This window comes from Reyranella sp. (assembly GCF_965229815.1).
In the GTDB taxonomy this organism is placed as follows: domain Bacteria; phylum Pseudomonadota; class Alphaproteobacteria; order Reyranellales; family Reyranellaceae; genus Reyranella.
The window spans coordinates 18955-31727 of the sequence record NZ_CBDDJN010000002.1; the positions used below are offsets into that span (position 1 = coordinate 18955).

At 68.3% G+C, this 12773-nt stretch carries 15 protein-coding genes; 4 read left to right on the top strand and 11 right to left on the bottom strand.

From position 1 onward, the window contains the following. Positions 1-20: 20 nt before the first annotated feature. A complete protein-coding gene (gene mutY, locus ACO073_RS00485; protein ID WP_421994157.1) occupies positions 21-1073 on the top strand; it encodes an A/G-specific adenine glycosylase in 1053 nt (350 codons plus the stop codon). Between the two features lie 171 nt (positions 1074-1244). Here the strand turns inward: mutY and ACO073_RS00490 are convergent, their stop codons facing one another. The 7 genes from ACO073_RS00490 to ACO073_RS00520 all read right to left on the bottom strand — a co-directional run bounded on the left by ACO073_RS00490 (position 1245) and on the right by ACO073_RS00520 (position 7044). Further along, positions 1245-1661, bottom strand: a complete 417-nt coding sequence (locus ACO073_RS00490; protein WP_421994159.1) for a PIN domain-containing protein — start codon at positions 1659-1661, stop codon at positions 1245-1247. Between the two features lie 9 nt (positions 1662-1670). Then, a complete protein-coding gene (locus ACO073_RS00495; RefSeq protein ID WP_421994161.1) occupies positions 1671-1886 on the bottom strand; it encodes a hypothetical protein in 216 nt (71 codons plus the stop codon). Between the two features lie 64 nt (positions 1887-1950). Then, on the bottom strand, positions 1951-3039 hold the full coding sequence (locus ACO073_RS00500) for a site-specific DNA-methyltransferase (RefSeq protein ID WP_421994163.1): 1089 nt from the start codon (positions 3037-3039) through the stop codon (positions 1951-1953). Positions 3040-3175: 136 nt separating this feature from the next. After that, positions 3176-3964: an alpha/beta fold hydrolase gene (locus ACO073_RS00505; RefSeq protein WP_421994165.1), complete on the bottom strand. Its 789-nt coding sequence runs from the start codon at positions 3962-3964 to the stop codon at positions 3176-3178. Positions 3965-4087: 123 nt separating this feature from the next. Further along, entirely contained in the window at positions 4088-5149 is a 1062-nt protein-coding gene (gene torT, locus ACO073_RS00510) for a TMAO reductase system periplasmic protein TorT (RefSeq protein ID WP_421994167.1), read from the bottom strand. A 42-nt stretch (positions 5150-5191) separates the two neighbouring features. After that, positions 5192-5986: an ATP-binding cassette domain-containing protein gene (locus ACO073_RS00515; RefSeq protein WP_421994169.1), complete on the bottom strand. Its 795-nt coding sequence runs from the start codon at positions 5984-5986 to the stop codon at positions 5192-5194. A 14-nt stretch (positions 5987-6000) separates the two neighbouring features. Next, positions 6001-7044 carry an ABC transporter permease gene (locus tag ACO073_RS00520; RefSeq protein WP_421994171.1) on the bottom strand — a complete coding sequence of 348 codons (1044 nt, stop codon included), beginning with the start codon at positions 7042-7044 and terminating at the stop codon, positions 6001-6003. 191 nt (positions 7045-7235) lie between these two features. Between ACO073_RS00520 and ACO073_RS00525 the strand changes: the two genes are divergently transcribed. Further along, complete coding sequence (locus ACO073_RS00525; protein WP_421994173.1) at positions 7236-8279, top strand: LysR family transcriptional regulator; 1044 nt, start codon at positions 7236-7238, stop codon at positions 8277-8279. Here the strand turns inward: ACO073_RS00525 and ACO073_RS00530 are convergent. The 4 genes from ACO073_RS00530 to ACO073_RS00545 are packed head-to-tail and all read right to left on the bottom strand — an operon-like array spanning position 8261 to position 12203. Continuing rightward, positions 8261-9262 carry a 2Fe-2S iron-sulfur cluster-binding protein gene (locus tag ACO073_RS00530; protein WP_421994175.1) on the bottom strand — a complete coding sequence of 334 codons (1002 nt, stop codon included), beginning with the start codon at positions 9260-9262 and terminating at the stop codon, positions 8261-8263. The genes ACO073_RS00525 and ACO073_RS00530 overlap by 19 nt on opposite strands. 58 nt (positions 9263-9320) lie before the next feature. Further along, a complete protein-coding gene (locus tag ACO073_RS00535; RefSeq protein WP_421994177.1) occupies positions 9321-10358 on the bottom strand; it encodes a hypothetical protein in 1038 nt (345 codons plus the stop codon). 26 nt (positions 10359-10384) lie between these two features. Continuing rightward, positions 10385-11020, bottom strand: a complete 636-nt coding sequence (locus ACO073_RS00540) for a flavin reductase family protein (RefSeq protein WP_421994179.1) — start codon at positions 11018-11020, stop codon at positions 10385-10387. A gap of 10 nt (positions 11021-11030) precedes the next feature. Continuing rightward, entirely contained in the window at positions 11031-12203 is a 1173-nt protein-coding gene (locus ACO073_RS00545; RefSeq protein ID WP_421994181.1) for an aromatic ring-hydroxylating oxygenase subunit alpha, read from the bottom strand. A gap of 31 nt (positions 12204-12234) precedes the next feature. Between ACO073_RS00545 and ACO073_RS00550 the strand changes: the two genes are divergently transcribed. After that, positions 12235-12429, top strand: a complete 195-nt coding sequence (locus ACO073_RS00550) for a hypothetical protein (RefSeq protein ID WP_421994183.1) — start codon at positions 12235-12237, stop codon at positions 12427-12429. After that, positions 12426-12737, top strand: coding sequence for a non-heme iron oxygenase ferredoxin subunit (locus tag ACO073_RS00555; protein WP_421994185.1), 312 nt, complete (start codon positions 12426-12428; stop codon positions 12735-12737). Before ACO073_RS00550 ends, ACO073_RS00555 begins: the two co-directional genes overlap by 4 nt. Positions 12738-12773: the final 36 nt, after the last annotated feature.

Below are 12773 nucleotides of genomic sequence, written 5' to 3' on the forward strand. Positions count from 1 at the left end.
GGTAGGGCACGCTACCCTGCATGACCACGACCCACGCCTCACGTTTGCTTGCCTGGTACGATCGTCATCGTCGCACCCTGCCGTGGCGCGCGGCGGCCGGCGAGACCGGCGATCCCTACCGCGTCTGGCTGTCGGAAATCATGCTGCAGCAGACGACGGTGGCCACCGTCGGCGACTACTTCCGGCGCTTCGTCGAGCGCTGGCCGACCGTCGAGGCGCTGGCCGCGGCGCCGCTCGACGAGGTGCTCTCGGCCTGGGCCGGCCTCGGCTACTACGCCCGCGCGCGCAACCTGCATGCCTGCGCGCAGGCCGTGGCCACCGAGCATGGCGGGCGCTTCCCGTCGGATGAAGCGGCACTGCTGGCGCTGCCCGGCATCGGCGCCTACACCGCCGCGGCGATCGCCGCCATCGCCTTCGACCGGCCGGCCTCGGCGGTCGACGGCAATGTCGAGCGGGTGATCGCGCGCCTCTACGCCATCGACACGCCGCTGCCCGACGCCAAGCCGGAGATCCGGGCGCGCGCCGCGACGCTGGTGCCGCCGGAGCGCGCCGGCGACTACGCGCAGGCGATGATGGATCTCGGCGCCACCGTGTGCACGCCGCGCGGACCGCGCTGCGTCATCTGCCCGCTGATGGCGGGCTGCCGCGGCCGCCGGCTCGGCGTCGCCGAGGAGCTGCCGCGCCGCGCCCCCCGGGCGGAGAAGCCGACCCGGCGCGGGCTCGCCTTCGTGCTGGCGCGCAAGGACGGCGCCATCCTGCTGCGCAAGCGGCCGCCCCGCGGCCTGCTGGGCGGCATGGACGAGGTGCCGTCGAGCGCCTGGCGCGAGGGGCTGCTGGTGCCCGAGGAGGCGATGCAGGCGGCCCCCGTGCCGGCGCGCTGGAGCATCCTGGACGGGCTGGTGCGCCACACCTTCACGCATTTCCACCTCGAGCTCACCGTGGCCCGCGCCGTCGCCACGACCGGCCGGCTGGCCGAGCTCGCCCCCGGCACGAGCTGGTGCACCATCGACCGCCTGACCGAACGCGCCCTGCCGACGGTGATGCGCAAGGTGATCGCGCACGCCCATCGCTGACACACGGCTGCTTTCCGGACGACACGTTCGACTTGTAGCATGGGCCGACCACGCGATCAATAACTTCCGTTTTCATGGGCTCACGACCAACGGATCGGCAATTTAATTATATTTTTTCGCACCGAGGCACAGTCGAAGGAGATGCCGTCAATGACTGCACATCTCAGATCGTCAGCGGAAGGGATTGACGATCTTGACGCCGCCGACCCGCCGCCCGTGACTCATGTCTTCGGAAAGCAACTCCCGGCAACCCAGCGCCTGGGCGGCCGCGACGATCGCGCTGTCCCAATATGAAAAGCCGTGCGACACGCGAATTTCGAGCGCCGTCATTACGACTGCCAGCGAGATCTCCTGGACTGGAAATCGCGCCCACGCCCGAACAAGGCCGGCTGCAACCTCATGCGGCAAGGCATCGTCCCGCGTCGGACGTGTGGCCTGAACGTAGAACTCCTGCAGCACCTGCGCCGACAATCCGAGATCCGTCGCCCCGAGGAGCGCAACCGCACGTTCTCGCTTTGCCGCTTCGGCGGGGTCCCGGCTGATCGAGTAAAGGAGAATGTTGGTGTCGAGAAAGCGTCTGGGCGCCATCGCCGACGCTCAGCGCCTGCGCTCGTGAATGGCCTCTCGCGGCAGCCGATCGCTCGCGCGGAAGGACACGACACGCTCGCGCAGCTTGCGCTCCAGAGCTGCCAGTCTCTCGAACTCGCTGTCCTCGCCCGCGAGTTCGACCAGATAGCGCTTCACCAGCGCCGACACAGACGTCTCGAGTTCGGCCGCCTTGATACGGGCACGCCGGTACGTTTCATCGTCCACGGAAACTGTGATATTTTTCACATATTCACAGTATGCTCGGACCCGCCCTCCCGCAAGCCTTCGCTTACAGGCCCGCGCGCACCTGCTGGCGGAGATGGTCGATCGGCAGCCGCGCACCCTGCTGCTCGAAGTGCCAGAAGGTCCAGCCGTTGCAGGCGGGGGCCCCCTGCACCGCCGCGCCGACCTGGTGGATCGAGCCGCGATGCTCGCCGAGTGCGTTGGCGGCCGACAGCGTGCCGTCGGCACGCACGCGCGCGACGTGGCGGCCGCTCGGGTCGCTCAGCAGCGCGCCGGGCTCGAGCAGGCCCGCCTCGATCAGCACGCCGAACGGAATGCGCGGCTCGCTGCGCTTGCTGGGCTTGGGCGAGACGTCCTCGGCGGCCAGCGGCTCGATGAGCGCGATGCGCTTGCGCGCGATGGCGGCATAGTCGGGATCGCGCTCCAGGCCGATGAAGCGCCGGCCGAGCCGCCGCGCCACGGCGCCGGTCGTGCCGGTGCCGAAGAAGGGATCGAGCACGACGTCGCCGGGATTGGAGGCGGCCATCAGGCAGCGGAACAGCAGCGATTCGGGCTTCTGCGTCGGATGCGCCTTGCGGCCGTCCTCGCCCTTCAGCCGCTCGCCGCCGGTGCACAGCGGCAGCAGCCAGTCGGAGCGCATCTGCACGCCCTCGTTCAGCTCCTTCATCGAATCGTAGTTGAACGTGTAGCGCTTGGCGCGGCGATCGCGCGCCGCCCAGATCAGCGTCTCGTGTGCGTTGGTGAAGCGCTTGCCGCGGAAGTTGGGCATCGGGTTCGACTTGCGCCAGACGATGTCGTTCAGGATCCAGAAGCCGTGGTCCTGCAGCGCCGTGCCGATGCGGAAGATGTTGTGGTAGCTGCCGATCACCCACAGCGTGCCCTGCGGCTTCAGCACCCGACGCGCGGCCGCCAGCCAGGCGCGCGTGAAGGAATCGTAGCGCGAGAAGTCGGCGAACTTGTCCCAGTCGTCGTCGACGGCGTCGACCTTGCTGTTGTCCGGCCGCAGCAGGTCGCCGCCCAGCTGCAGGTTATAGGGCGGGTCGGCGAACACCATGTCGACGGAAGCGGCGGGCAGGCCCTGCATCAGCTCGATGCAGTCGCCGACCAGGACTCGATCCAACTTGTCCACAAGCATCGGCGGAGCATGAGTCATCCCCCGTTTGGAGGCAAGAAATTACAATTGATTCAATTGTTTAGAGCATCAATCCACAAGATCGAGTCGGCTGGCGGCAGGCATCCACAAGAGGTTGATAGCGGGGACTGCCGCGACCTCAGGCGCTGGCCTTCTCCACCGCCAGCAGGAAGGCCAGCAGCGCCTCGCCCGTCGCCTCGGGCGCCTCGACCAGGATCGAGTGGCGCAGCCCAGGCAGCACCTCGAGCCTGCCCTGCGGCAGGGCCTCGGCCATGCGGGCGTTGAGGGCCGGCGGGCATCCGGGATCGGCCTCGCCGGTCATGACGAGGGCCGGCACGTCGAGCGCCGGCAGCCAGGGGCCGGTGTCGGTCGTGGCGTAGGTGCGATAGGTCTCGAGGTAGACGCGCGGGTCGAGCCCGAGGACGAGCGCGCGGCGCGCCTCGACGATGTCGGGCCGGTCGCGGCGGAATTCGTCGGTGAACCAGCGGTCCATCAGCGTGCCGATCACCGCCGCCGTGCCGCCCGTCTTCATCTTCTCGACGAAGGCGGCGAGGTTGGTCTGCGCCTCGGGACCGCGGAACGCCACGGTCGAGAGCAGCCCCAGCGACCGGACGCGCGCCGGGTGGGCGCGGGCATAGGCCGGCGCGATCATGCCGCCCAGCGAATGGCCGACGACGTGCGCCCGCTCGATGCCGAGCTCGGCGCGCAGCGCCTCGAGGTCGGCGACGAACTCGCCAAGGCCGATCGGCCGGTTGCCGCCCTCCGACTCGCCGTGGCCGCGCAGGTCGTAGCTGATGCAGCGGAAATGGGGTGCCAGCCGCTCGATCACGCCGTCCCAGCTCTGGCGCCGGGCGCCGACACCGTGGATCAGGAAGACGGCCGGCCCCTCGCCCGCGATCGCGTGGCTGGAACGGATGGGAAGCGGCATGGAATGTCTCGGAGGGAAGGAACGGGACGGACGGCCCGGCGGGTTCGACGCAGGGGCCCGGACAGGCGCGGGGCCGGGAGGGCGATGCCGCCGTCCCGGCCCCGGTCTTCGGTCAGCGGAGCGTCACTTCTTCGGCGGGTCGACCTTGAACACCGGCTTGAAGTCGGCCGGCGCCAGCAGCGTCGTGCGGTCGTAGGTGTTCACGTTCTTGCCGTCGATGATGTCGAACTTGCGGCTGGCGACCTTCACCTCGAGCTTTCCCTCGAGCAGGCGGATCGCCTGGTCGACGCTGATGCGCGAACCCAGCAGGTTGTTGTCGTTCACCGTCGCCATGACGATGCCGTCGCGCACCGCCTGCTCGATCGGCGGCGTCGAGTAGAAGGCGATCAGCTTCTTGTCCTTGAGGCCGCGCTCCTTGACGATCTCCATCGCGCCCTCGATCGCCGGCGCCACGCCGCCGATGATGGTGAGGTCGGGATAGGTCTGCAGCGCATCCTCGAGCAGCTTCATCTGCGTCGCCTTGCCGGTGTCGCCGTAGATCACCTTCACCAGGTCGACGTCGGAGCCCTTGATGGCGTCCTTCATGCCCTTGACCGCATCCTCGACCCATTGCGAGCCGGCCGGGCCGGCCAGCCAGACCATCTTCTTCTTGCCCGAGCCGGCCGGGAAGGTCTGGGCGAGATACTTACCGGCGGTGTTGCCGGCATAGTAGTACTGGGCCAGCGCGGCGGCGGCGATCTTGTCGGAGGTGACGCCGTTGCCGAGGTCGAGCACCGGCACCTTCTTGCGCGCCAGCTCCTCGATCAGGCCGTTGAGGCCGGTCTTGGACACGGCATTGACCAGCACGGCATTGCCGCCCGCGGCGACGCAGTCCTCGATCTGCTGGATCTGCCCGGCGATGTCGTTGTAGCCGTTGGCGGCCATGATGGTGGCGCCGACGCCCTGGCGCTGCGCCTCCTTCACGATGCCGTAGTCCTTGGCGACGTAGTAGGCGTCCTTCATGTGCGGGAACGCCACGCAGAGCTGCCAAGGCTTGGAGACGGCACCGACCGGCAGCGGCTTGTAGACCGCCGTCGGGTTCTTCTCGTCGACCATGAGGTTGGCCGTCCAATCGTCGGCCGCGAACGCCGCACCCGCCGGCAGGGCCAGCATCAGCGACAGGGCAATGCCCGATACCTTGCTCATCATCATGTCTCCCAACTGCTTCCCCATTCTTCCCAAAGCTCCCTAGACCCGGCCGTGGATGATCATCGAGGTGAGGTCCTGGCGGGTCGTGCTCTCGGTCGGCACGACGCCGACGAGGTTGCCGTTCTTCAGCACCGCCACCCGGTTGGAGATGCTCATGACATGCTCCATGTTGTGGCTGACGATCAGGAAGGAGATGCCGCGCTGGGACAGGCTCTCGATCAGGTCGAGCACCTTCTGGCCCTCCTGCACGCCGAGCGCGGCCATTGGCTCGTCCATGATGATGAGCTTGACGTCGCCGAGCAGCAGGCGGCTGATCGCCACTGCCTGACGCTGGCCGCCCGACATTGTGCTGACCGGCCGGTCGAGATGCGGCAGGCGGATGTCGAGCTGCTTCAGGAGATCGGCGGTGCGGCGACGCATCTCGCCGTGCAGCAGGTAGGGGAAGACGCCGAGAAAGCGCGCCGAGAGCTCGCGGCCGAGGAAGACGTTCTGGGCGACGTCGAAGCAGTCGACGAGGCCGAGATGCTGGTGCAGCGTGGCGATACCCTGATCCTGGGCGTCGTGCGGGCTCGCGATCTCGGCCGGCACGCCGTTTACCTGGATCGTGCCCTCGTCGGGGATCTCGGCCCCCGACAGGATCTTTACCAGGGTCGACTTGCCGGCGCCGTTGTCGCCGACCAGCGCCACGATCTCGTTGCTGCGCACGTCGAGCGACACGCCGTTCAGCGCGCGGTTGCCGCCGAACGACTTCACGATGCCGTTCGCCCTGAGGAGCGGCACGGCGGCAGCGGCACTGGCGGGCGGGCGGACGGAGGTCTGGGCGGTGGCGGCCATGGCTTCGCTCTCCCCTATTCCGGCCGCTGCTGCTGCAGCATGCGCATGCGGAGCTGGTCGACCACGACCGCGAGGATCAGCAGCACGCCCAGCACGATCAGCTGCTGGTAGCTCGGCACCCGGAGCAGGTTCATGCCGTTGGTCACCAGCGTCACGAAGAAGGCGCCCAGCACGACGCTGCCGACCCGGCCGATGCCGCCGAAGAAGGAGACGCCCGCGATCACCACGGCGGTGATCGATTCCAGCACGTGCGTCGCGCCCAGCGTCGCCTCGCCGGTGCCGACTCGGGCCGTCAGCAGCACGCCGCCGAAGGCGACGATGGTCGAGCACATGGCGTAGGTCAGGACCGTGTGCAGGCGCGTGCTGATGCCGGCCAGCCGCGCGGCGACGCCGTTGCCGCCCAGCGCATAGATGCGGCGGCCGAACGGCGTCCAGTTCAGCACGTAGACCATGAGCGCGTAGAGGCCGGCGGCGAACAGGACCGGCGCCGGGATGCCGAACGGCGCGGCGTAGGCGAAGATCCGGCTGAATTCCTCGGGCATGCCGTACATGGGCATGCCGCCGCTCACCGTCAGCGCGACGCCCGACAGGATCGAGAGCATGCCGACGGTCATGATGAACGGGTTTACGTTGAACACCGCGATGCCGATGCCGTTCACCGTGCCGACCGCCACGCCCACCGCCAGCCCGGCGGCGATGCCGAGCGTGATGGCCAGGCCCGGCGAATCGGGAAAGGAACCGAGCACGGTCGCCATGCACAGCGCGACGCAGACGCTGACCAGCGCCTCGGTCGAGCCGATCGACATGTCGACGCCGCGGACCAGCAGCGTCAGCATCTGGCCGATGCTGACGACCACCAGGTAGCTCGCCGCGCGCGTGACGTTGAACATGTTGTCGTAGGTGAGGAAGCGCGGCTCGGCCGCGCCGAAGCCGACGATGGCGATGACCAGGACGACCGGCAGGATGCCGCCGGCGAGGAATACGGCACGCGCCATGCGCATCAGGCCGCCGATCGGATCCGCCGGTGCCTTCTGCCCGACCACCAGGCGCTCAGACATCGATTCGCTGGAGAAAGTTCGGCATCCCATCCATCCCGATAGCGGTTTCCGCTCCTGCGGCCCTGGCGAACGGGCCTGTGACAATCCCGATTAGCCTACGCGGACATACCATGAGGCAAATTGATATTTTCGATATCGAAAGCAATAATTTCGATATTGGACGAAACGATTGGAATCGCGAGGAAAACTCCATGAGCCGCCCGCCCGCGAGACAGGCCGCGCCCACCGAAGGCCTGGCCAAGAAGATCAACTGGAACCTGCTGCACATGTTCGTGGTCGTCGCGGAGATGCAGAGCATTTCACGTGCCGCGACTGTGTTGGGGCGGGGGCAGCCCGCGATCAGCGCGGCGCTGAAGAAGCTCGAGGAACGGCTCGGCACAAGGCTGGCGGCGCGCGGGCCGACCAACTTCGCACTCACGCCGGCCGGCGAGGTGCTCTATCGCGAGGCCCGCGAGATCGCCAACGGCATCGACCGCATGTCGCTGCTGATCGCCGATCTCAGCGGCGATCTCACCGGCACGGTCCACCTCGCGATGGCGAGCCACATGACCTCGCCGCTGCTGAACGACGCCTTCGCCGAGTTCCATCGCCGCCATCCCAAGGCGACGTTCCTGATCACGGTGATGTCGAGCCCGGAGATCATGAAGGCGATGGCCAGCAGCACCATCCATTTCGCGATCACGCCGCTCGCCCAGAAGCCCGACGCGTTCGACTGCCTGCAGATCTTTCGCGAGCACTGCGCGTTCTATTGCGGCCCGACGCACCGGCTGTTCGGCCGCCGCGACCTGACGGCAGCCGACCTGCGCGGCGAGGCGTCGGTCAGCTACTACCGGCCGACGGCGATCTCCTACACGCTGCAGACGATCGCCGACGCCCATGCCGACGTGCAGCTCGCCGAGCCGGCCGTGGCCGTCTCCAACCACATGGAGGAGGTACGGCGCATGATCGTCGCCGGCATCGGCATCGGCGCCATCCCGATCCATATCGCCGCCCGCGACGAGCGCGACGGGCTGCTGTGGCGGCTGCCGCCCTACAAGCCGACCATGCCGGTCGACGTCTTCATGATCACCAATCCCCGCGTGCGTCCGAGCCGCGTCGAGCAGGCGCTGATCGACGTGATCCAGGAGATGGTCGCCGCAAGGCCGCTCAAGGACCGGACCTATCCGCAGGCGCTCGGCCTGCCCTTCACGCCGATCTCCGCCGACCGGCCGCGCGCTCAGAAGAAGCGGTCGTAGCGGATCCGCTCGGCCGGCACGCCCTTGGCCCGGGAGAGCAGGGCCACGACCGCCTCGGCCATCGGCGGCGGGCCGGCCAGATAGAAATCGGCCTCGGCGAAGGCGCTGTCCGGCAGGTCGGCCAGCAGTTCGTGGATCATCCCGGTACGGCCCTGCCACAGCGGGTCCTCGCCCGAGACGCTGGCATGGAAGCGCAGCCGCGAGCCGAGCCGCGGCAGGGCGCGCAGCAGCGGCTCGCCGCAGATGTCCTGCGCCGAGCGGCCGCCCTGGAAGAAGTCGAGCGAGGCCGTGCCGGCCGCGTTGGCAGCGTCGAGGCCGCGCGCGATGCCGATCATCGGCGACAGGCCCGAACCGCCAGCGATGCAGACCACCGGCCGGGTTTCCGTGCGCAGGAAGGCGCGGCCGTACGGCCCGTCGATCGCGACGCCACCGCCCGGAGGCAGCGCGAACAGCGCGCCGGTCGCCCGGCCGCCCGGGACGCGCCGGACGATGAACTCCCAGTCGCCCTCGGCATTGGCGAGGTTCGACATGGAATAGGCGCGCGGCCCCTCGACGCCGGGCAGCGACAGGAGCGCGTACTGTCCCGGCCGGAAGGCCGCCGCGCCCCCGCCGCGGAAGCGGAAGAGGCGCATGTCGGGCGCAAGGTCGCGCGTCCCGGCCAGCACCGCCGTCCGGCGCTGCGGCAGCGGCGCGTCGGCAGGCTCGCCGCGGCCGATCATGCGGATGCTGCAATCGCCGAGCGGCCGCGACTGGCAGGCCAGCCGTCGGCCCCGCCGCCGGTCGCGTTCGCCGAGACCCGGCGCCTCCGGCCAAAGGTCGGCGACCTCGCCCGCCACCAGGTCGAACTTGCAGCTTCCGCAACCGCCGGCATTGCATTCGTAGGCGAGCGGCAGTCCCGCCCGCAGGCCGGCGCGCAGCACCACGTCGTCCGGCGCGCAGGCGAAGCGGACGCCCAGCCGCTCGTCGACGATGCTGAAGGTCACGGGGTCCAGGTTACGGCTTCCAGGTCACGCGTTCCGGATCAGGCGCGGGCGTCGCCCGTCAGTCGAGCTGCCGCGACATTGCGGCGTGCAGCGTCGCGAGCCGGCCCGGGCCGACGAAGTCGCCGTCCTTTACCAGCTGCACGTCGCCCACCCACAGCGACTGGTCGAGAACGATGCCGTCGGGATGGTTCTCGCCGCCGCCCGGCTCCCACCACGGCAGGCCCATGCCGATGGCGTTCGAGCCGGGGATGCGGATGTCCTCGATGAACTGCCGCTCGGTCAGCTTGGTGCCGGGATGGAAACCCAGCGTGAAGTGCACGAAGTAGCCGAGATCCCCCTTGCCGCTGGCCCGCCGCAGCGCCCGGCCGAAGCTCGGCCGGTCCTCGGTACCACCACCGCTGAAACCCTGGATCTTGCCGTCGACCTCGATGGTGATCGGCTGGCGCAGGTGGCGGTAGTATTCGTCGAACAGGGCCTGGATGACGATTCGCCCCTTCACGCTCTCCATCACCGGATAGAAGCTCTGCGTGCCCGGAACGGTGTGCATGCCCGGTCCCTGACAGACGCGCTGGCGGATCATCTTCAGCTTGTCGAGCGTAAGGGTGACGTCGGTGCCCAGCGGGCAGGTGAAGCGCACCTGCTCGCCCGCCGCCTCGGCGAAGTACTCGGCCAGCGCCACGTTGAAGTCCATCATCGCTGGGAAATCGACGCAGCCGTACAGACGCTCGAAGCTCTCGGCCTCGGCCAGCGCCAGCAGCGCATAGCGGCAGCGCTTGGCCTCCATCGCCGCGGACTGCGCGCCCGACCCGGCATGGTAGGGGAAGCAGAAATCGAACCAGACGTCGCAGGCGACGACGGCCGCCTTCAACGCGTCGGAGACGTAGGGGTCCGACAGGCCGCCCTGGAAGGGAAGCTGGGGGGCGATGGCGACCAGCGGCTTGGCCCCTGCCCGCACGACGGCGTCGGTCACGGCGCGGATCAGCGCCGGCTCGGTCGCCGTGTCGGCCGTGATCACCACGCTCTCGCCGGCACCGACCGCGAAATGGCGGACGACCAGGTTTTCCGCCGCCCGTACCAGCCGCTTGGATGTGAACATCGTCGTCTCCCCGGGCCGTTCGCCCGTCACTCGGCCGCGACCGCGACCCGCGTCGGCCGCGGCATGGTGAAGGTATCGCGCACGACGGCATATTCCTGGTAGCCCAGGCGCGCGATCGGCTGCAGCCGGTCGATCTTCAGCAGGCCGTCCTGCAGGAGGTCGTCGCGGATGTGAACGCCCAGCACCTCGCCCAGCACCATGCAGTTGGCCACGCCGCCGAAGGCGCCCGGCATCCGGATCACCTGCGCGACCCGGCACTCGAGGTGCAGCGGCGATTCCTTGACCCGCGGCGGCCGCACCAGGCTCGACGGCTCCTTGGTGAGGCCGGCCAGCTCGAACTCGTCGACCGTGCTGCCGGCCGGCGCCGAGGAGGCGTTGACCGCGTCGCGCAGGTCCCAGGTCGCGACGTTGACGACGAACTCGCCGACCTCGCGCACGTTGCGCAGGGAATCCTTCTCCCCGCCCTCGGCATGGGCGCCGACCGGGCAGTAGATCACCAGCGGCGGGTTCTCGCTCACCAGGTTGAAGAAGCTGAAGGGCGCCAGGTTGACCCGCCCCTCGCCGTCGACCGTGGACACCCAGCCGATCGGCCGCGGCACGACGCACTGCTTCAGCGGATCATGCGGCAGGCCGTGATCCCGGGTCCGGCAATCGTAGAACATCGCGCCGCGCCTATTCGGCGGCGGCGGTCAGCGGCGGCTCGGCGCCGTAGATGCGCTCGAGATTGTGCAGGATGAAATGCTGCACGCCCTTCTCCAGCCGGCTCATGCGGCCGGGCACGAAGTGGGTGGCCTTCGAGGCGTTCTGCAGCGATTCGACCATGGCGAAATCCTCGCCCAGGATCTTGTCGCTCATTACCAGGAACTGCGCCTTGATCTCGGGGAAGCGCGGGCTTTCCACGATGTGGCGAGGGAAGACGATGAACTGCTTCATCACCATCGTGTCGGCGTCGACCGGCCAGGACGAGTAGAGCATCACGTAGTCCGGCCGCACGAAGAAGTTGACGTTGGGCGTGATGACGCCGGCCTGAGAGAAGCGAGCCGGCTTGTCCTTCAGCGCCGGGATGCGCTCGACGAACACCTCGCCCGACTGGGTATGCGAACCCGCATCGTACTCGTTGATGAAGACTTGGCCGCGCTTGCGCGTCTCGTAGGGCACGTCGGTCGTCTTCATGTAGCGGCCGATCGTGTCCTTGTGCAGGACGCCGATGTGGTAGAAGTCGATGAAGTTCTCGACCATCAGCTTCCAGTTGCAGTTCAGCGGGATGTCGCGCTGGATGCCGAGCCGCATGGGCTCCATGTCGATGTAGCCGAACTTCTCGGCGAACTCGGCGATATAGTCCGCGAACGGTTCCGGCGTCCGGTTCAGCGACACGAACAGCCAGCCCTGGAAATTCTCGCAGGGAAGCTCGGGCAGGCGGCAGGTCTTGCGGTCGAAGCCCTCGGAATCGCGCATATGTGCGGCGCCGAGGAGCTGCCCGTCCAGCCCGTACAGCCAGCCGTGATAGGGGCAGGTGAATTCCTTGGCGTTGCCCTCGCCGCTGGCGATCTCGACGCCGCGGTGCAGGCAGGTGTTGGAATAGGCCACGACCTTGCCGTCCGGCCGGCGCACGAGCAGCACCGGCTGCCCGACCAGGCGGAGGGCCTTGTAGTCGCCGGGCTCGGCCACCTCTTCGGCGCGGCCGATGCACAGCCAGTCGCGACCGAAGATCGTCTGCTTCTCGCGCTCCAGCACCGCCGGGTCATGATAGATCCTGCCGTCGGGATGGCTGGCCTGGGTGAGCGGGAGAAACGCCTTGGCAAGAGACGCATCCGATCGGGCACCGCGGCGGCTGAGGCTGTCCATTTTCGACCCTTCGTGTTCGTTTGGGTCAACCATGACGCGGCTTGCGTCAGGTCTCAAATCGATAGAGCGGATGAAAACATCGATTGAGTTGATGAATCGTGCTGCCGCATTTGACGCCCGTCGGGGGCCGCACTATCTGGGGCGCATGACCATCGTATCGTTCGATATCATCGATATCTCCATCGATTCTCTCGATGATTATCCGCCCAAGGGCCCGGCGGCATGACCTGGCACAAGGCGGCGGATGCCGCGGAACTGGACGGCAAGGACGTGGTCGGCATCGAGGTTGCCGGCCGGGAGATCGCGATCTACCGGCTGGACGGCGAATTCTTCGCCACCGCCAACATCTGCACCCACCAGTTCGCGTTGATGTCGGACGGCTATGTCGAGGGCAACTGCGTCGAGTGCCCGCTGCATCAGGCCCTGTTCGACATCCGCACCGGTGCGGTCGTCGAGGGTCCGGCCGAGGAGGCGCTGCGCACCTTCCCCGTCAGGGTGGAGGGGACGGAGATCCTCGTCGAATTGCCGGACTGACCATCGGTCGCCGGGCATTCATCGTCTCGATATGGA

Excerpts from the sequence above, each read along its gene's own strand:
- mutY (WP_421994157.1), top strand. The coding sequence starts at position 21 with ATGACCACGACCCACGCCTCACGTTTGCTTGCCTGGTACGATCGTCAT.
- ACO073_RS00490 (WP_421994159.1), bottom strand. The coding sequence starts at position 1,661 with ATGGCGCCCAGACGCTTTCTCGACACCAACATTCTCCTTTACTCGATC.
- ACO073_RS00500 (WP_421994163.1), bottom strand. The coding sequence starts at position 3,039 with ATGCTTGTGGACAAGTTGGATCGAGTCCTGGTCGGCGACTGCATCGAG.
- ACO073_RS00505 (WP_421994165.1), bottom strand. The coding sequence starts at position 3,964 with ATGCCGCTTCCCATCCGTTCCAGCCACGCGATCGCGGGCGAGGGGCCG.
- torT (WP_421994167.1), bottom strand. The coding sequence starts at position 5,149 with ATGAGCAAGGTATCGGGCATTGCCCTGTCGCTGATGCTGGCCCTGCCG.
- ACO073_RS00515 (WP_421994169.1), bottom strand. The coding sequence starts at position 5,986 with ATGGCCGCCACCGCCCAGACCTCCGTCCGCCCGCCCGCCAGTGCCGCT.
- ACO073_RS00520 (WP_421994171.1), bottom strand. The coding sequence starts at position 7,044 with ATGTCTGAGCGCCTGGTGGTCGGGCAGAAGGCACCGGCGGATCCGATC.
- ACO073_RS00525 (WP_421994173.1), top strand. The coding sequence starts at position 7,236 with ATGAGCCGCCCGCCCGCGAGACAGGCCGCGCCCACCGAAGGCCTGGCC.
- ACO073_RS00535 (WP_421994177.1), bottom strand. The coding sequence starts at position 10,358 with ATGTTCACATCCAAGCGGCTGGTACGGGCGGCGGAAAACCTGGTCGTC.
- ACO073_RS00540 (WP_421994179.1), bottom strand. The coding sequence starts at position 11,020 with ATGTTCTACGATTGCCGGACCCGGGATCACGGCCTGCCGCATGATCCG.
- ACO073_RS00545 (WP_421994181.1), bottom strand. The coding sequence starts at position 12,203 with ATGGACAGCCTCAGCCGCCGCGGTGCCCGATCGGATGCGTCTCTTGCC.
- ACO073_RS00550 (WP_421994183.1), top strand. The coding sequence starts at position 12,235 with ATGACGCGGCTTGCGTCAGGTCTCAAATCGATAGAGCGGATGAAAACA.
- ACO073_RS00555 (WP_421994185.1), top strand. The coding sequence starts at position 12,426 with ATGACCTGGCACAAGGCGGCGGATGCCGCGGAACTGGACGGCAAGGAC.